This is a genomic window from Corynebacterium efficiens YS-314, from assembly GCF_000011305.1.
GTDB classification, from domain to species: domain Bacteria; phylum Actinomycetota; class Actinomycetes; order Mycobacteriales; family Mycobacteriaceae; genus Corynebacterium; species Corynebacterium efficiens.
Map to the genome: position 1 here is coordinate 357,129 of NC_004369.1, position 17,986 is coordinate 375,114.

General features: G+C 63.4%; 15 protein-coding genes. 7 read left to right on the forward strand and 8 right to left on the reverse strand.

The genetic code is table 11. The features are described 5' to 3' along the window. Positions 1-55: 55 nt before the first annotated feature. The 5 genes from CE_RS01895 (at position 56) to CE_RS01915 (ending at position 5,998) form a co-directional block, all read left to right on the forward strand. Entirely contained in the window at positions 56-1,879 is a 1,824-nt protein-coding gene (locus tag CE_RS01895) for a glycoside hydrolase family 3 N-terminal domain-containing protein (RefSeq protein ID WP_006770185.1), read from the forward strand. A 78-nt stretch (positions 1,880-1,957) separates the two neighbouring features. After that, positions 1,958-3,064 carry an S-(hydroxymethyl)mycothiol dehydrogenase gene (locus tag CE_RS01900; RefSeq protein ID WP_006770184.1) on the forward strand — a complete coding sequence of 369 codons (1,107 nt, stop codon included), beginning with the start codon at positions 1,958-1,960 and terminating at the stop codon, positions 3,062-3,064. A gap of 2 nt (positions 3,065-3,066) precedes the next feature. Then, complete coding sequence (locus CE_RS01905; RefSeq protein WP_006770183.1) at positions 3,067-3,702, forward strand: MBL fold metallo-hydrolase; 636 nt, start codon at positions 3,067-3,069, stop codon at positions 3,700-3,702. A gap of 112 nt (positions 3,703-3,814) precedes the next feature. Next, positions 3,815-5,017, forward strand: coding sequence for an MFS transporter (locus tag CE_RS01910; RefSeq protein ID WP_143758397.1), 1,203 nt, complete (start codon positions 3,815-3,817; stop codon positions 5,015-5,017). A gap of 45 nt (positions 5,018-5,062) precedes the next feature. Next, a complete protein-coding gene (locus CE_RS01915; protein WP_006770181.1) occupies positions 5,063-5,998 on the forward strand; it encodes an NAD-dependent epimerase/dehydratase family protein in 936 nt (311 codons plus the stop codon). Positions 5,999-6,557: 559 nt separating this feature from the next. Here CE_RS01915 and CE_RS01920 read toward each other — a convergent pair. Next, positions 6,558-6,926, reverse strand: a complete 369-nt coding sequence (locus tag CE_RS01920) for a DUF2304 domain-containing protein (RefSeq protein ID WP_006770179.1) — start codon at positions 6,924-6,926, stop codon at positions 6,558-6,560. Next, a complete protein-coding gene (locus tag CE_RS01925; protein ID WP_035109995.1) occupies positions 6,923-7,657 on the reverse strand; it encodes a glycosyltransferase family 2 protein in 735 nt (244 codons plus the stop codon). The genes CE_RS01920 and CE_RS01925 overlap by 4 nt, the downstream gene beginning before the upstream one ends. 178 nt (positions 7,658-7,835) lie before the next feature. On the opposite strand from CE_RS01925, the gene CE_RS01930 reads away from it, so the two are divergent. Both CE_RS01930 and CE_RS01935 read left to right on the forward strand, forming a co-directional pair. Beyond that, positions 7,836-8,894, forward strand: coding sequence for a glycosyltransferase family 2 protein (locus tag CE_RS01930; RefSeq protein ID WP_006770177.1), 1,059 nt, complete (start codon positions 7,836-7,838; stop codon positions 8,892-8,894). Positions 8,895-9,091: 197 nt separating this feature from the next. After that, positions 9,092-11,146: a bifunctional metallophosphatase/5'-nucleotidase gene (locus tag CE_RS01935; RefSeq protein ID WP_006770176.1), complete on the forward strand. Its 2,055-nt coding sequence runs from the start codon at positions 9,092-9,094 to the stop codon at positions 11,144-11,146. A 66-nt stretch (positions 11,147-11,212) separates the two neighbouring features. Here the strand turns inward: CE_RS01935 and CE_RS01940 are convergent, their stop codons facing one another. The 6 genes from CE_RS01940 to CE_RS01965 all read right to left on the reverse strand — a co-directional run bounded on the left by CE_RS01940 (position 11,213) and on the right by CE_RS01965 (position 17,984). Next, positions 11,213-12,256 carry an NAD(P)-dependent alcohol dehydrogenase gene (locus CE_RS01940; RefSeq protein ID WP_006770175.1) on the reverse strand — a complete coding sequence of 348 codons (1,044 nt, stop codon included), beginning with the start codon at positions 12,254-12,256 and terminating at the stop codon, positions 11,213-11,215. 53 nt (positions 12,257-12,309) lie between these two features. Then, positions 12,310-13,920 carry an FAD-dependent oxidoreductase gene (locus tag CE_RS01945; RefSeq protein WP_006770174.1) on the reverse strand — a complete coding sequence of 537 codons (1,611 nt, stop codon included), beginning with the start codon at positions 13,918-13,920 and terminating at the stop codon, positions 12,310-12,312. Positions 13,921-13,980: 60 nt separating this feature from the next. Then, positions 13,981-15,015 (reverse strand): IS630 family transposase, encoded by a 1,035-nt coding sequence (locus tag CE_RS01950; RefSeq protein WP_011074932.1) that lies wholly within the window; start codon positions 15,013-15,015, stop codon positions 13,981-13,983. Between the two features lie 343 nt (positions 15,016-15,358). Continuing rightward, complete coding sequence (locus tag CE_RS01955) at positions 15,359-15,721, reverse strand: SdpI family protein (RefSeq protein ID WP_011074933.1); 363 nt, start codon at positions 15,719-15,721, stop codon at positions 15,359-15,361. A 15-nt stretch (positions 15,722-15,736) separates the two neighbouring features. Beyond that, positions 15,737-16,603, reverse strand: a complete 867-nt coding sequence (gene rfbA / locus CE_RS01960; protein WP_006770173.1) for a glucose-1-phosphate thymidylyltransferase RfbA — start codon at positions 16,601-16,603, stop codon at positions 15,737-15,739. A 1-nt stretch (position 16,604) separates the two neighbouring features. After that, a complete protein-coding gene (locus CE_RS01965) occupies positions 16,605-17,984 on the reverse strand; it encodes a sugar nucleotide-binding protein (RefSeq protein ID WP_006770172.1) in 1,380 nt (459 codons plus the stop codon). Positions 17,985-17,986: the final 2 nt, after the last annotated feature.

Consider the following 17,986-nt stretch of genomic DNA (forward strand, 5'->3'; position numbering starts at 1 on the left):
CGGGGGTTGGAAAATCGGTTAACCTCGAGAGAAGACGTCGAAAGGGATTACCATTATGTCGCGGCATGTCACACAGTCCCAGCTGGGCACCCGCGCCGCCACAATCATCGAGGTGGATGGCCTTAAATTCAAGGACCTCGACGGCGACGGCCAGCTCTCACCCTATGAAGATTGGCGACTCACCCCCTCAGAGCGCGCCCGCGATCTGGTCGGCCGGATGACCGTGGAGGAGAAGGCGGGCCTGATGATCATCGGCTCCCACCACCCGGGCTATTCGAAGTTCCTGCCCAACCCGAAGGAGGGCCAGCTGCTTAATGACGAGGATGTCTGGCGTACCGAGAACCCCATCACGGGCGTGCCCTTCCTCGAGCCGGTGCTGGTCACCTCCGCCACCGATGCGGCCATCAACCAGCGACACCAGCGTTACCTCATCGTCCGCGACAACCTCAGCCCTGAGGATCTGACCACCTGGACCAATGCCGTGCAGGAGGTCGCTGAGCGTTCCCGCCTGGGTATCCCGGTGGTATTCACCTCCAACCCGCGCAACCATGTGGCACTGGTGGCGCAGTTCGGTGTCAATGAATCCGCGGGTGTGTTTTCCGAATGGCCGGGCGAGCTGGGGCTGGCGGCACTGCGGGATCCGGAGCTCATCGCCGACTACATCGGCGCCGTGGTCCGCGGCATGCAGGGTCCCGAGCTGAGCAGCACCTCCGTGGCCACCACCATCAAGCACTTCCCCGGCGGTGGCGTGCGCCTGGATGGCCATGATCCGCACTTCGCCTGGGGTCAGACCAATGAATACCCCACTGAAAACGCGCTCTACCAGTACCATCTGCCCCCATTCCAGGCTGCGGTGGATGCGGGTTGTTCCTCGATCATGCCGTACTACGCGCGCCCGATGAACAACTCCGCGCCGCAGCTGGAGGAGCAGCTGTGGATCAACCCGACCACGCAGTTCGAGGAGGTCGCGTTCGCCTACAACCGCACCTTCCTCCAGGATCTGCTGCGGGAGAAGATGGGCTTTGAGGGCTACATCAACTCCGATTCGGGGGTGATTGATGCGATGATGTGGGGCGTCGAGAAGCTCTCTGAACCCGAGCGCTTCGCGGCGGCCGTGCGGGCCGGCACCGCCATCTTCTCCGACATGGCCAACCCGGCGCGCCTGCTGGAGGCCGTCACCGAGATCTTCCAGCTCGGCCTGTTCGAGAACCCGTACGTCACCGACGGTGCCGCGATCGGCGCGGAGGAGGTGGCGGCGATGGGCCGTAAGGCGCAGCTCGAGTCGGTCACCCTTTTGCGTAACGACGCATCCCTGCTCCCCCTCGACCGCGACAAGGCCCTGAAGGTGTACGCCTGGGTGACTGGTCGCACCAAGATCGACCAGGTGCAGCGTCAGCTGGAGGAGGCCTTCGGGGAGGTGTTCCCGCAGGTGGAGCTGGTAGCTGACGAGGCCGAGGCCGATCTGGCGTTTGTCTGGGCCCGCCCGGAGATCGCCCTGTTCGAGGATGACCTGGAGGGTGTGTCCCTGTCGGTGGATCCCCGCGACAACGGTGTGGATGTGGACCACGTCCGCGAGATCCAGACCGCCACCCCGACCATCCTGGCGGTCAACTTCACCAACCCGTGGATCCTGTCCGAACTGGAACCGGGGGCTGCTGCCGTGGTGGGCACCTTCGAGATCAAGCCCGAGCTAATGCTGGCGTCGCTTGCCGGTGAGGGCGGCGGGCCGAAGGGCAAACTGCCACTGACCGTGCCGGTCTCTGCTGAGGTGATCGCCCAGTCGCCGCGGGATGTGCCGGGTAAGTTCCTGGGCGATGATTATGTGTATGTCGATTCCACCGGGGTCGCGTACGCCTATGGGCATGGGCTGACCTTCTAGCAGCTCTCGCCCGCGACCCGGCCGCCGGGAATCGGTAACCTCGTGGTGACAGCATCTGCAAACTACAGAGGAGTGACTATGAGTTTTACTGTTCCCGGCATCATCGCCCGGTCCAAGGGCGCGCCGGTGGAGAAGGTCAACGTTGTTGTTCCTGATCCCGGCGCCAACGATGTCATCGTGGATATCCAGGCGTGCGGTGTCTGCCACACCGACCTGGCCTACCGCGACGGTGATATCTCCGACGAGTTCCCCTACCTGCTCGGCCATGAGGCCGCGGGTGTGGTCTCCGTGGTGGGTGAGAATGTCACCCACGTGGAGGTCGGTGATTTCGTGGTGCTCAACTGGCGTGCGGTGTGCGGCGAGTGTCGTGCGTGTAAGAAGGGTGAGCCGAAGTACTGCTTCAACACCCACAACGCCTCCAAGAAGATGACCCTGGAGGATGGCACCGAACTGAGCCCGGCCCTGGGCATCGGTGCGTTTATTGAGAAGACCCTGGTGCATGAGGGCCAGTGCACCAAGGTCAACCCGGATGAGGATCCGGCCGCCGCCGGCCTGCTGGGCTGTGGCATCATGGCCGGTCTCGGCGCGGCCGTCAACACCGCTGACATCCAGCTCGGCGAGTCCGTGGCTGTGTTCGGCCTGGGTGGCGTGGGCATGGCTGCGGTGGCCGGCGCGAAGCTGGCCGGTGCGTCGAAGATCATCGCCGTGGACATCGACGAGCGCAAGCTCGAGTGGGCCAGGGAATTCGGCGCCACCGATGTCATCAACTCCTCCGGGCTCTCCGGTGAGGGCGAGGAATCGGAGGTGGTGGCCAAGATCCGCGAGTTGACCGGCGGTTTCGGCACCGATGTCACCATCGACGCCGTGGGCATCATGCCGACCTGGCAGCAGGCCTTCTACTCCCGCGACCACGCCGGTCGAATGGTCATGGTCGGTGTCCCGAACCTGACCTCCCACATCGATATCCCCGCAATCGACTTCTACGGTCGTGGCGGTTCCCTACGTCCGGCCTGGTACGGCGACTGCCTGCCGGAACGTGATTTCCCGGCCTATGTGGAACTGCATCTGCAGGGCCGTTTCCCATTGGACAAGTTCGTTTCTGAGCGCATCGGTCTCGATGACGTCGAGGAGGCCTTCAACACCATGAAGGCCGGCGACGTCCTGCGATCGGTGGTGGAGTTGTAGACATGGCACATGACGGTCTGAAAGTAGAGAACATCGTTACCTCCGGAATCTTCGCCCTCGACGGCGGGGAGTGGGAGGTTGACAACAACATCTGGATCGTGGGCAACAACGAGGAGGTGTACATCATCGACGCCGCCCACAACGCCACCCCCATCATGAACGCGGTGGGTGGCCGCAAGGTGAAGGGCATTCTGTGCACCCACGCACACAATGACCACATCACCGTCGCCCCGGAGCTGTCGCGCGAATTCGACGCACCCATCTTCGTCCACCCGGGCGACCGGATGCTGTGGGAGGAGACCCACGGGGACCTCAAGCACGAGGAGCTTGTCGACGGCCAACGCTTCGACATCGCCGGCACCGAACTCATCGTGCTCAACACCCCCGGCCACTCCCCGGGCTCCTGCAGCTTCTACGTCCCCGAGGCCGCTGAACTGTTCTCCGGAGACACCCTCTTCCAGGGCGGACCCGGTGCGACGGGGCGCAAGTACAGCTCCTTCGACACCATCATCGAATCCCTGAAGACCTCCATCCTGGACCTTCCCGCCGAGACCACGGTGCGCACCGGCCACGGTGACCACACCACGGTCGGTGCCGAGGCTCCACACCTGGAGGAGTGGATCAAGAGGGGCTACTGACGCCAGGTGATTAAGTAAATTACCCCCTATTTAGGGCGGAACGACCGTACTGTTTGTCGGTTGTTCCGCCTTTCCTGTTCACAAACGCGGTGTGATCCATAACATAGCGATCATGAATGCGAACAAGCGTGGGCAACGGCAGGTCTGGCTGGCGGTGGCATTGTCGGTGTTCACCGTGGCCTGGGGTGGAAACGAGTTCACCCCGCTGCTGGTGCTCTACCGGGAACAGGGCATCTTCAGTGATCTGTTCATCGACATGATGCTGGTCTGCTACGCCATCGGCGTGGCCGTGGGTCTGCTGGGCGCGGGGCCGCTGTCCGACCGTTTCGGCCGGCGTGCCCTCATGCTGCCCGCACCGCTGATCGCAGCCCTGGGCTCGGCATTCATCGCCTCCGGTGAGGAACTGGGTGTACTCATGGCGATCGGCCGCACCCTCTCGGGTATTTCGGTGGGCATGGCCATGACGGTGGGTGGGTCCTGGATCAAGGAACTGGCCCACCCGCGTTTCGAGCCCGGCGTGAAACCCAGCGAGGGCGCCCGCCGGGCATCAATGTCCCTGACCGGTGGTTTCGCGCTGGGCCCCGCCGTGGCCGGTGTCATGGCACAGTGGCTGCCCCTGCCCGGTCAGTTGCCCTACCTGCTGCACATCGTGTTGTCGCTGGTTCTGCTGCCCCTGATTCTCACCGCCCCGGAGACCCGGCAGTCCGCGCACCTGAAGGTCAAGGGGTCCTTCTGGGCGGACATCCTGGTGCCCTCGGTGAGGAATAAACGCTTCTTGCTGGTGGTGGTGCCCATGGCGCCGTGGGTGTTCGGCGCGGCCTTCGTCTCCTATGCCATCCTGCCCACGCTGCTGCGCGACATGGTGGAGTACTCGGTGGCCTATTCCGCCCTGATCGCACTGGTCACCCTGGGATCCGGTTTCACCATCCAGCAGTTCGGCCCGCAGATCATGGGGGAGAGCAGAACCCGGGGCCCGATCCTGGCGATGTCGGTGACGGTGCTGGGCATGGCCGGTTCGGTGTGGGTCGCGATGAATCCGCATCCGTGGTGGGCGTTGGTTGTTTGCGTGATCCTGGGTCTGGCCTACGGTCTGGGCATGTTCATGGGGCTTGCCGACACCCAACGCATCGCCACCCCCACCGACCTCGCGGGCCTGACCGGCATCTTCTACGCCCTGACGTATACCGGCATGATCTTCCCCGCGGTGCTCACCCGCCTCAGCGAATTCTTCACCTACCCGCAGATGCTGGGCTTCGGCACTGTCGTGGCGGTCCTCTGCCTGATCATTGTGGGTGTCACCTCCCGCAAACTCTGACGGTAACTCTGACACCCAGCCGGGAGTGGGGTTAGAGTATTCCCCATGCGTACTGTAGTTACCGGCGGCGCCGGCTTCATCGGATCCCATCTCGTCGACCTCCTGATCGCCCATGGTCATGAGGTGGTGGTGATCGACAACCTCTCCCGCGGTCGCGTGGAGAACCTCCGTGACGCCGAGGCCACCGGAAAACTCACCTTCGTCGAGGCGGATCTGCTGGACGTGGACTTCAATGAGTTCCTCGCCGAGCACACCCCCGAGGTCATCTTCCACCTCGCCGCGCAGATCGACGTCCGCGCCTCCGTCGCCGACCCGCTTCACGACGCCGAAACCAACATCCTCTCCACCATCCGCATCGCTGACGCAGCCCGAAGCCATGGTGTGCGCAAGGTGGTGTTCACCTCCTCCGGCGGCTCCATCTACGGCGAGCCCTCCGAGTTCCCCGTCAGCGAGGATGTCCCCGTCGATCCCCATTCCCCGTATGCCGCCTCCAAGGTCTCCGGTGAGATCTACCTCAACACCTACCGCCACCTCTACGGCCTGGACTGCTCCCACATCGCCCCGGCCAATGTCTACGGCCCACGCCAGGATCCCCACGGCGAGGCCGGTGTGGTGGCCATCTTCTCCCAGCGTCTGCTGGCCGGTGAACCCACCCGCGTGTTTGGCGACGGCGGCAACACCCGCGACTATGTCTACGTCGGCGATGTGGTCCGCGCCTTCTACCTGGCTTCCGGCGAGATCGGCGGCGGCATGCGTTTCAACATCGGCACCTCCGTGGAGACCTCCGACCGCCAGCTGCACACCCTGGTCGCGGAAGCCGCCGGCGCACAGGACGATCCGGAATACGCGCCGGCCCGCCTCGGCGATGTGCCCCGCAGCGCCCTGTCCTTCGCCCGCGCCAAGGAGGTCCTGGGCTGGGAACCTGAGGTGGACATCAAGCAGGGCGTGGCCAACACCGTGGAGTACTTCCGCCACAATTAGCGCGCCCCGCCGCACCCTTCGATTTTTTCGACACACCCTGCGCCAGCAGCCCGGGGTGTGTCGATTTTTTCAACCCCGGAGGCCATTCGGTTTCGATTTTTTCGACACAGCAGCCCCGTTAACCAGCCCATGTGTCGAAATCGTCAACTTCCACCCACCAGGTCCCCGAAAACCGGCCTCTCCACAACGCCGTTTAAGCGCCCAACAACCGCGCACCCACCCCTGAGTGCATCCAGCCAGCGTCAACCCCTTAAAACGGCACCATCCAGCAGCCGACAATCATCCGCTGCCAAGTCACCCAGCACCCTTCGATTTTTTCGACACACCCTGCGCCGGCAGCCCGGGGTGTGTCGATTTTTTCAACCCCACAGCCCATTCGGTTTCGATTTTTTCGACACAACCACCCCGCTGGCCAGCCCATGTGTCGAAATCGTCAACTTCCACCCACCAGGTCCCCGAAAACCGGCCTCTCCACAACGCCGTTTAAGCGCCCAACAACCGCGCACCCACCCCTGAGTGCATCCAGCCAGCATCAACGCCTTAAAACGGCCTCTATCAGCTATTTCTGCACTGACTCCTCCGGCAGCACCGGATTCTGCAGCGCCACGGCGCGCGCAAGCTTGGCATAACGCAGTTCCAGCTCACGGAAACGCACATAACTGGACAGGGTGGTGAAGATGAAGGCCACCACCAGCACATAGAGCAGCAGATCGGTGCCGCGGCCCACGCCGACGAGGTTGGCCACAGCGGTGAGGTCCTCCGGGCGGAGCACGGCCCACACGGCGGCCACGATGAACATGAGGAAGCCGATCTTCACCCATGCCTTGGCGCGGGCTTTGCGGCGGTTGCTCAGGAAGTACAGGGCCAGGCCCGCGGTGGCGAGCAGGAGAAGCACCTGGATGATGATCTGGGTGGTGGAATCGGTCATGGCAGCCTCCTGGCAAGGAATCCGTCGGCGAGGATGTTTACGCCGTTGAGCAGGGACTGGCCCTTGCTCATTGAGTATTCGGTGTAGAGGATATCCACGGGTTCCTCGGCGATGCGCCAGCCGCGGTCGACGATCTGGTCGATGAATTCGGAGGCATGCGACATGCCGTTCATTCGGATGTTGAGTTCCTGGGCCACTTTCTGGTTGAACACGCGGAGGCCGTTGTGGGCGTCGGTGAGCCCCAGTTTGCGGGTTTTCGGGGAGAGCAGCACCACGGTGCGCAGTACCAGGCGTTTGATCCAGGGCACCTGGTCGTCCTCTTCGCGGGGGCGTCCGAAGCGGGTGCCCACGATGATGTCGAGGTTTTCCCGGCGGAGGCGTTCGACCATGCGGATGACGTCTTTGACCTGGTGTTGGCCGTCGGCGTCGAATGTCACAAAGTACCTGGCACCGGGTTGTGCCCGGGCGTATTCCACACCGGTCTGGATCGCGGCGCCCTGGCCGAGGTTGACGGGGTGGTTGACCAGGTGGGCTCCGCTGGCGTGGATTTCCTCGGCGGAGTTGTCGGGCGAGCCGTCGTTGACTGCCACGATGTTGGGGAAGGTCTGACGGGCGTTGATCAGAACGTCTCTGATGATGGTGCCCTCGTTGTAGCAGGGCACGACCAGCCATGTGTCGCTGAAATCCGGCGATGCGTGCGCGCCGGTGTCGCTTGTCTGTGTCGCATCCATGATGTTGAAATAGCCTAGTGCATTTTCCGGCGTGTGCCGGTAGGCCCGGCCTATCCACACCTCCTGCACCCCGCACCCACACCCCGGGCGGGTAAGCTAACCGGGATCAGGGGGCAGCGCACAGACCCCGCCGGATACCGCAGCAGCTTGACATCAGCATGAAGGAGCCAGGATATCGATGGGTAGCAACAGCATCGGTGTGGTCATTGTTTCCTATGGGCACGAGCAGGATGTGGCCGATCTGGTGGATTCGTTTGCCGGGCAGCTGCGCCCCGATGACCGTGTGGTGGTGGTGGATAACCGCAAGCCGTGGTTGTTGGAGTCGGTGGTGGGGGAGCGGCTCCAGCAACACGGCGTCATGATCATCAACCACGACAACGGTGGTTTCGCCGCGGGCTGCAATGTGGGGGCCGCGCGCATCCAGGATGAGGTGGATCTGCTGTTCTTCCTCAACCCGGACACGGTGATTGAGGATCCTACGTTGTTTGATACTCTGCGACGCGTCGACAAGCAGTGGGCGGCGTTCATGCCGTACCTCCTGCTCCCGGACGGCACCATCAACTCCGCGGGCAACGCGCTGCACATCTCGGGGCTGTCGTGGGTGACGGGGCTGGATGAGAGGCCTGTCGGTCTGCATCCGGACAGTGCCGATCACACCCCGGAGGTTACGGATATCTCCATCGCGTCGGGTGCGTGTCTGGTGGTGCGCACCGAGTGGTGGCAGAAGCTTGGCGGCATGGAGGAGTTGTACTTCATGTACCACGAGGACACGGATTTCTCGGCGCGTCTGCTGCTCACCGGTGGCCGTATTGGTCTGGTTCATTCCGGGTATGTCACCCACCACTATGACTACGCCAAGGGTGATTACAAGTGGATCTACATCGAGCGCAACCGCCATGTGCTGCTGCTCAGTGTGTTGCCGCTGTCCACGCTGGTGGTGCTCATCCCGCAGATTCTGGGCGCGAATCTGGGCCTGTGGGCGATCGCCGCGAAGGAGAACCGCCTGGGTCTGAAGGTGAAGTCCCTGCGCCTGCTCATCCGTGATCTGCCGAAGATCATCGCCCTGCGCCGGAAGACCCAGCAGCTGGCGCAGCTCAGTGGCGCGGAATACCTGGAGAAGATGGAGTGGCGTTTCGACAACCCCAACCTCGGCGCGCTGGGCAGTAATAAGGCCGTCAACAGGGTGTATGGAGCCTACTATCAGGTATGCCGCGCGATCCTGCACCTTGTTGCTTGACGACGCCCCGCGCATCTCCTCCCGCACGCCCCAGCCACCCCTGAACGGGGCGGGGTGGGTGAACCTGCGGGGCAGCGGGAATGAATTTATCCTTAATAACACTTTTATGGAACCTAAAGTCCCTGCTCATGCATTTTCCCATGGGTTTGAATGCTCTTGTTAAAGAACGCATGCCTTCCCACAGGAGAACTTAAAAAATGAAGAGGCTTTCCCGCACGGCACTTGCTGTCGTCACCGCCACCGGACTCGGACTGGGTGCGCTCACCGTTCCCGCCTACGCGCAGGAGAACACCGTTGAGCTGAACATCCTCGGCATCACCGATTTCCACGGTCACCTTGCGCAGAATGATCGTGATCAGGAGGCGGGCATCGCCGGGATCGCCTGCTACGCGGAAGCCGAGCGCGCGGAGAACCCGCTGACCAGCTTCGTCACCGTCGGTGACAATATCGGTGGTTCCCCCTTCGTGTCTTCGATCCTCAAGGACACCCCCACCCTGAGCGCGCTGAACGCCATCGGTGTGGATGCCTCTGCACTGGGTAACCACGAATTTGACCGGGGCTACAGCGATCTGACCGGTCGTGTCTCCGTGGACGGCACCGGCGAGGCCCAGTTCCCGTACCTGGGCGCCAACGTCGTCGGTGGTGTCCCGGCACCCGCCGGCAGTGAGATCATGGACCTCGATGGGGTCAAGGTCGGTTACGTCGGCGCTGTCACCGAGGAGACCGCCACCCTGGTCTCCCCGGCGGGCATCCCGGGCATCACCTTCACCGATGACATCGCCTCCCTCAACGCAGAGGCAGCCCGCATCGCCGGTGACGTCGATGTCGTCATCGCCCTGGTCCACTCCGGTGCCTCCGCGAATGACGCCTTCTCCAACGACATCGATGTCGTGTTCGCTGGCCACACCCACCAGAACCGCGTCGAGACCGGCCCGGCCCGCGAGGGCAAGCAGCCCCTCGTGGTCATCCAGGGCTGGGAGTACGGCAAGGCTGTCTCCGATGTGGAGATCACCTTCGACCGTGCAGCCGGTGAGATCACCAACATCGAGGCACGCAACGTCCTGGCGGATGAGATCCTGGCCGCCTGCGATTCCGTGCCCGGCAACGCCGTCGTGGCCGCTGTTCAGAACATCGTCACTGCAGCGGTCGACGCGTCCGCCGAGGCCGGCAACGAGGTCGTCACCACCATCGAGAACAGCTTCTACCGCGGCGCGAACGAAGAGGGCGGCTACGGTGGCAACCGTGGTGTGGAATCCTCCCTCAACAACCTGCTGGCCGAGGCCGGACTGTGGGGCATGAATGAGCTCACCGCCCTGTCCGCGGACATCGGTGTCATGAACGCCGGTGGCGTCCGCGCCGATCTCGCAGCTGGCCCGGTCACCTTCGCTGATGCGTACGCGGTCCAGCCTTTCGGCAACACCTACGGCGTCGTCGACATCACCGGTGCCCAGTTCAAGGAGGCCCTCGAGCAGCAGTGGAAGCAGCCCACCGGCGAGCGCCCACGCCTGGCCCTGGGCCTGTCCAACAATGTCCAGTACTCCTACGATGAGACCCGCCCGGCCGGTGACCGCGTCACCCACATCACCGTCAACGGCGAGCCGATCGACCTGAGCGCCACCTACCGTGTCGCCGGCGCCAGCTTCCTGCTCTCCGGTGGCGACGGCTTCACCGCCCTGGCTGCCGGCAGCGACATGCTTGATTCCGGCATGGTCGACATCGACCTGTTCAACCGTTACCTCGCGGCACACCCGGGCGCGGAGATCCGCAACAACCACTCCTCCGTGGGCATCTCCCTCGAGGGTGGGGCCGTCGCCGAGGATGGCTCCCTCATCGCCGGTGAGGACCTCACCATCAACCTGTCCTCCCTGTCCTACACCGGTGGCGAGGCCAAGCCCACCACCGTCACCGTCACCCTCGGCGACCAGGAGGCAGACGCTGATGTCGACAACACCCTGCTCCCGCAGTACGACAACACCGGCACCGCCACGGTCACCCTCACCGTCCCCGCCGGCGCAACCGAGATCTCCCTGGCCACCGACGCCGGCACCACCTTCACCCTGCCGGTCACCGTTGCCGGAGAGCTTGTCGACGACCAGCCCAGCACCGGCTCCTCCACCCTGGAGCTCGTCGGTATCGCAGGCATCATCGCTGCTGTCGCCGGTATCGCCGGGTTCATCTTCAACGCTGTGATGGGTGGCGCCCTCCCGGCCACCCTGGCTCAGATCCAGGCACTCGCAGGTCAGTTCATGTAATTCTCCCCCCAACCAAGAAAGTCCCTATCTCCACCGCCGGAGATAGGGATTTTTTGCTGAACGGCGCTAGAACGTGCTGGTGTCAATCACAAAACGGAACTGCACATCACCGGCCACCACGCGGTCATAGGCCTCATCCACCTCATGAACACTGATCTTCTCGATCCGCGCCCCCAGGCCGTGCTCGGCGCAGAAATCCAGCATCTCCTGGGTCTCCGGGATGCCGCCGATATTGGAGCCGGTGAGCACCTTGCTGCCGCCGATGAGGGAACCGAAGCTCAGGGGCTGCTTCTCCGGTGGCAGACCCACCACGGCCATCACCCCGCGGGGCTTGAGCAGGCCCAGGTAGGCGCCGAGGTTGATGTTGGCGCTGATGGTGTTGAGGATGAAGTCGAATTCCCCGCGGTAGTCGTTGAAGAAGCTCTCATCGGAGGTCGCCAGGGTCCGCACGGCGCCGAGGGACTTCGCCACCTCCGCCTTCTTCAGCGAGCGCGACAGCACGGTCACCTCAGCGCCCTTGGCGGCAGCGATCTGCACGCCCATGTGCCCCAGGCCGCCCAGGCCCATGACCGCGACCTTGTCGCCTTCCTTCACATTCCACTGGACGATGGGGGAGAAGGTGGTGATGCCGGCGCACAGCAGGGGAGCGGCGACATCGAAATCCAGTGCGTCGGGGATCCGGCAGACAAACCGCTCGGACACGACGATCTTCTCGGCATAACCGCCCTGGGTTATGGTGCCGTCCACGTCCACCGAGTTGTAGGTGCCCACCGCGCCGTTGAGGCAGTGGTTCTCAAAGCCCTGCTGGCACATCTCGCAGGTGCCACAGGAATCCACCAGGCAGCCCACGCCGACGCGGTCACCGACCTTCCAGTCGGTGACCTCGGAACCCACGGCGGAGACCACACCGGCGATCTCATGGCCGACGGTCAGTGGGAAATTCGCCTCGCCCCATTCGTTGCGGACAGTGTGGATATCGCTGTGGCAGATACCGGCGGCCTTGATGTCGATCACCACGTCATCCGCCCGCGGGCTGCGGCGCTGGATCGTCGTGATCTGGAATGGTGCGTCCGGCCCGGTCTTCTGCAGTGCCTTCACTGGAATTGTCATGCGAGCCAGGATAGTGGCGCGGCGCAGTGTAGGCCACGCGCACATTCCACCGCCTACTTATTCGCCGGGGACAGCTCCCAGGTGATGAAGCCTCCGTCGAGGTTGGCGGATTCCACACCGAGGTGGGTGAGCAGGCTGGCGGCGACATGGCCACGCTGGCCGACGCGGCAGAAGGCCAAGGCCTTGCGGCCTTCGAGTTCATCGATGCGGTCGCGGATGTCGTCGACGGGGATGTTCACCGCACCGGGGATGGTGCCGGCGTTGAATTCGCCGGGGGTGCGGACGTCGACAAGCGTCCAGCCGTCGGACAGCGCGTCGTTGAGCTCGTGCCACTGCACGGTCTTCTCGCCGCTGACCATGTTGTCATTGACGTACCCGAGCAGGTTGACGGGGTCCTTGGCGGAGCCGAACTGCGGGGCGTAGGCCAGTTCCAGATCGGCGAGGTCGGTGGCGGTGAGGCCGCCGCGCATGGCGGTGGCGATGACGTCGATACGCTTATCCACGCCCGCACCACCGACGGCCTGCGCGCCGAGGATCGCGTCGGTGTCGGCATCCACGACCAGCTTGAGGTGGAGCATCTCCGCGCCGGGGTAGTAACCGGCGTGGTCGGAGGGGTGGGTGTGGATGACGCGGATGTTCTTGCCGGCGGCACGCGCGCGGCGCTCATTCCAGCCAACGGAACCGGCGGCCATATCGAAGAGCCCGACGATCGCGGTGCCCAGGGTCGGGGTGCGGCGCACGTCGCGGCCGGTGATGATGTCGGCGACCAGGCGGCCGTGGCGGTTGGCCGTCTGGGCGAGGGGGACGAGGGTGTCCTCGCCGGAGACCGCATCGAGTTTCTCGGCGGCGTCGCCAAGCGCGAAGATCGACGGGTCGCTGGTGCGCTGCTGATCATCCACCTTGATGCCGCCGCGCTCACCCACCTCGAGCCCGGCATCGGCGGCCAGATCGCTGGCCGGCTTCACGCCGATGGACGCGATGACCACATCCGCCGGCACCGTGCGGCCATCAGACAGGGTGAGGTGGTCGGCGGCGATGTCGGTGGTGTCGCCACCGGTGATCACGGTGACGCCGTTGTCGACGAGATGCTTCTCGACGATCAACGCCATCTCCTCATCCAGCGGCGTCATGATCTGCGGCGCCCGCTCAATAACGGTGACCTCCAACCCACGGTGGCGCAGGTTCTCCGCCATCTCCAGGCCGATGAAACCACCACCGATGATGGCGGCGGTCTTCACATCCTCGCTCAGGGCCGCAATGACGGTGTCCACATCCTCCACGGTGCGCAGGGTGAGGGCGCGCTCGATGCCGGGGATGGGCGGCATGATCGGGGCCGCGCCGGGGGAGAGGACCAGGTAGTCATAGGAGATGACCTCACCGTTTTCGGTGGTCACGGTCTTGTTTTCCCGGTCGATGGAGGTGGCGCGGGTATTCACGCGCACATCCAGGTTGAACCGCTGGGCGAGTGATTCCGGGGTCTGCAGCAGCAGGGAGTCACGCTCCGGGATGACCCCGGAGACGTGGTACGGCAGGCCGCAGTTGGCGAAGGAAACATAACCCGAGGCCTCGAGGACGATGATCTCCATCTCCTCGTCACGACGACGGAGGCGGGCAGCGGTGGACATTCCGCCGGCGACGCCGCCGACGATCACAGTGGTGGTCATGGGGTGGTTTCCTTTGCTGGTTGTTATAGCTCTCCCAAAACAAAAGCTACACCCACAAGGTCAGATTCGATAGGAAAAAGTCGATGAACCGACAAACGTCTCAAACCCGATACAGGTGTCCTCGAAGACTAGTCGCTGACGGTTACTGATCGCTGCTTTCGCCTCGTTCCATACCTTTTCAATCGGATTATGGTCCGGGGCATAAGGTGGCAACCATACCAGGCGCACATTAGCCAAGACGTTGCCTTGGCCAAGGTGCTCGCGAAGCTTCTTGGACCTGTGCCACCTCGCGTTATCCCACACCACGGTGATCTTTTTACCTGGATGCCTGTCCATCAGCGTGGTCAGTGCCTCGATGATGGTGTCAGTGTTTTGCCACGCCAACCGCAACAGATCCACCTCACCGCTGCTCTGGGACAGGAAACCGATGTAGGACTGGGCCTGACGGACACGATCGACACTCAACGTTGTGGGATGACCTTTATGGATCCAGGCTTTACGCACCTCTGATTCATGCTCAACACGGACTTCGTCAGCGGCAAAAACCACCTGCTCGGGGTCATTAAGTGCGCCAGCGATCTCGTTGCGGATCGTAGCCATCCGGGCAGCAATCTCGGCGTCACTGCCGCGGCGTTTATCAAAGACCTGTGGGTATTTAAAGCTCAGGCCCGCGTGGCGTAACAGCAGGTGGTAGGTGGTGTCAGAGTCGTAGACGACCTCGAAGTTACTGGCTATCCAGTCTTTTAACTGTGGCACGGTCCAGAACTGGGCTGGGATGTCATGTGCAGACGGCGGTGTGGATAGGACTGTGGCTATCTCTGCGCGTTGTGCGGGGGTGAGTTTGGATGCGTTGGTGTTAGCTGCGTGGCCGGTGTAGAGGCTGGCGATCCGTAGTCGGTTGAACTCTAGGATCCAGGTGGTGACCGTTGAGGGTCGTCGCTCCACGAACCTGGCGATGATGTCTGGGGCGACACCGTCATCGAGAAGTAGAAGTGCTTCGGCTTTGTGTTGGACAAGGCTAAATCGGGAGCGTTTGTAGCTTTTGAGGATGGTGATTTCCTCGTCGGTGAGGGCAATCTTCGGGGAGGCGACCATGGTTCAAAAGTCAACAACCCCGGTGAAGCAGATCAGCGCTCAAACACGCTTATCCGGAAGCTTTTGTTTTGAGAGAGCTATATTTTCTGGCTGCAGGTTGATTATGCGCGCAGGTGCACCACTGGTTCGGTGCCACACTGGCCTTGACCTGATCAATATGCTGGCCGCAGCCATCCCAGGTGGTCTTTCCGCAGGTGGGACATTTAACGGGGTAACACATGGGGGTCTCCTTAAAGCAGGGGGAAGGATTATTTTGCCCTTCAGTATACCCCCTGGGGTATGTTCGTCCAAGCTGTTGTGAGTAGATTCACCCACATGCAGTCACCCACTTTACGCCGGTAGCTCAAGTCCTGTCGGCAGCCCTACCCGCCAGGTAGGTGGCATACATCAGGATCACTACCTCCACCGCGAGACCTGTCAGACCAGCCACGATGCCCCAGGCGCCGCCGAGCTGCCACTGCAGCACCACGGCCCCCACCACGGTCACGCCAGCCACCCACCATAACCGGCTCAGAATGGGTAACGCCGCCGCATGCCCCGCCTCCCAGGCGGCAGCCGAGCGCATGGTCCGGCGCGTCCGGATCCCCACCGAGCCGTCCACCGGGAGGCGGCCCTCCGCCGCGGCGCGGGTGATCCACACGCACAGCCCGGTGAGCAGCACCACGGAGAACAGCAGCGCCGCCAGTCCGACGGCCTCCTCGCTCATGAGCCCGAACTTGCCCTACCGCTCGCCCGCGGCGCGCAGTAGGTAGTTGCCGTACCCGGATTTCTTCAGGCTCCCACCCAGTTCCACCAGCTGCTCGGTGCTGATGAACCCGGCCCGGTGCGCTGCGACCTCAGGCGAGCCGATGATGAGGCCGGTACGTTTCTGCAGCACCTCCACATAGGCAGATGCCTCACTCATGGAGTCGATGGTGCCGGTATCCAGCCACACATCACCACGGTCTAGTCGCTGCACGGTCAGGGCACCGGCCTGCAGGTAGGCCTCGTTGACGGAGGTGATCTCCAGCTCGCCACGCTCGGAGGGCTCAATCGACTTGGCGATCTCCACCACCCGGTTGTCATAGAAGTACAGTCCCACCACCGCGAAATTCGACTTCGGCTGCGCGGGTTTCTCCTCGATGGACACAGCACGGTTATTGGCGTCGAATTCCACCACGCCGTAGCGCTCCGGGTCGGAGACCTCATAGGCGAAGACGATGCCGCCATCGGGATCGGAGCAGGCCTTGAGTGCGCGGCCGAGCTGGGCGCCGTCGAAGATGTTGTCGCCAAGCACCAGCGCCACATCGTCATCGCCGATGAAATCCTCGCCGATGATGAACGCCTGCGCCAGGCCATCCGGCGACGGCTGGACGGCGTAGGACAGCGAGATACCCCAGCCGGAACCATCACCGAGCAGTCGCTCGAACGCGCTGCGGTCCTCGGGTGTGGTGATGATGAGGATCTCGCGGATGCCGGCCTGGATGAGCGTGGTCAGGGGGTAGTAGACCATCGGTTTGTCATAGATCGGCATCAGCTGCTTCGAGATGCCCTTGGTGATCGGATACAGCCGCGTGCCGGATCCACCGGCGAGAATAATGCCCTTCACGTTATAACTCCTCCAGGTAGTCGGCCAGCCGTGCGCGCCAATCCGGCGCGGTGAACCCCGTCGCGGTCAGTTTGCCAAGGTCCAGCCGCGAGTTCAGCGGGCGCGGGGCGGCGCCCTGCTTATCGACGAAATACTCCGCCGTACTCACTCCCGTCACCGCAGCAGGGTCACGGAAGATCATCCGCGCCACATCCGCCCACGATGCCGGCTCCCCGGAGTTGGTGAGGTTGTATGTGCCATACGCGGCACGGGTGTCCAGCAGGTGCTTGATGCCGGCGGCGATGTCCTGGGTGAAGCTCAGGCGACCGATCTGATCATCCACCACAGATGGGGTGATACCGCGGGCATCCAGGGATTTCATGGTGCGCACGAAGTTGCCACCATCGCCGATCACCCAGGAGGTGCGCACCACATAGTGCTGCGGTGCGCCGGTGGCAGCCAGGTCACCGGCTGCTTTGGTCTGGCCGTAGACCCCGAGTGGGGACAACGGTGCATCTTCGGTGTACTCACCAGGTGCGGTGCCGTCGAAGACATAATCCGAGGACACATGCACCAGGGTGAGGTTGTTCTCCCGTGCCACCGCAGCGAGGTTCGCCACGGCGGTGGCGTTGACGGCCCAGGCATCCGCGCGGCCCTCACCCTCGGCCTTGTCCACCGCGGTGTAGGCGGCAGCGTTGATGATCGCGGAGTACTGCTTCCACGGGCGCGCCGAACTCAGGTCGGAGGTGATGTCCAGATCCTGCCGGCTGACGAACTCCGCATCCGGGAACACCGCCCGCAGGGCGGTGCCCAACTGGCCACCCGCGCCCGTCACCAGAACCTTGCGGGCTGGGACGCCGGTAGCGTCGACAAGCATGGGGTGGTTTTTGTCCTTCTCGGACATCTCAGTCAGGGGGAGCGGCCACTCGATGCCGAGCGCCGGGTCGGCGAGGTTGACGTTGGAGTACTGCGCGTCGGGCGACCAGTGATCGTTGACCAGGTAGGTGTAGAGGGTCTCATCCTCCAGCGCCTGGAAACCGTTGGCCACCCCGCGCGGGACGTAGACGCCGATATCCGGGGTAATCTCCTGCGTGACCACCGCGCCGTAGGTGGCAGACCCCTCCCGCAGATCGCACCACGCACCGAACACGCGGCCGGTGCCGACGGAGACGAACTTGTCCCACGGCTCGGCATGCAGGCCACGGGTGGTGCCAGCGGTGGCGTTGAAACTCATGTTGTTCTGCACGGGGCCGAAATCGGGCAGGCCCACAGCTAGCATTTTCTGCCGCTGCCAGTTCTCCTTGAACCAGCCGCGGTTGTCGCCGTGGACGGGGAAATCGACAATGAGCAGGCCGTCGATCGCGGTGTCGCGGACGGTTAACTCCTTATTGAATGAGGTCATGG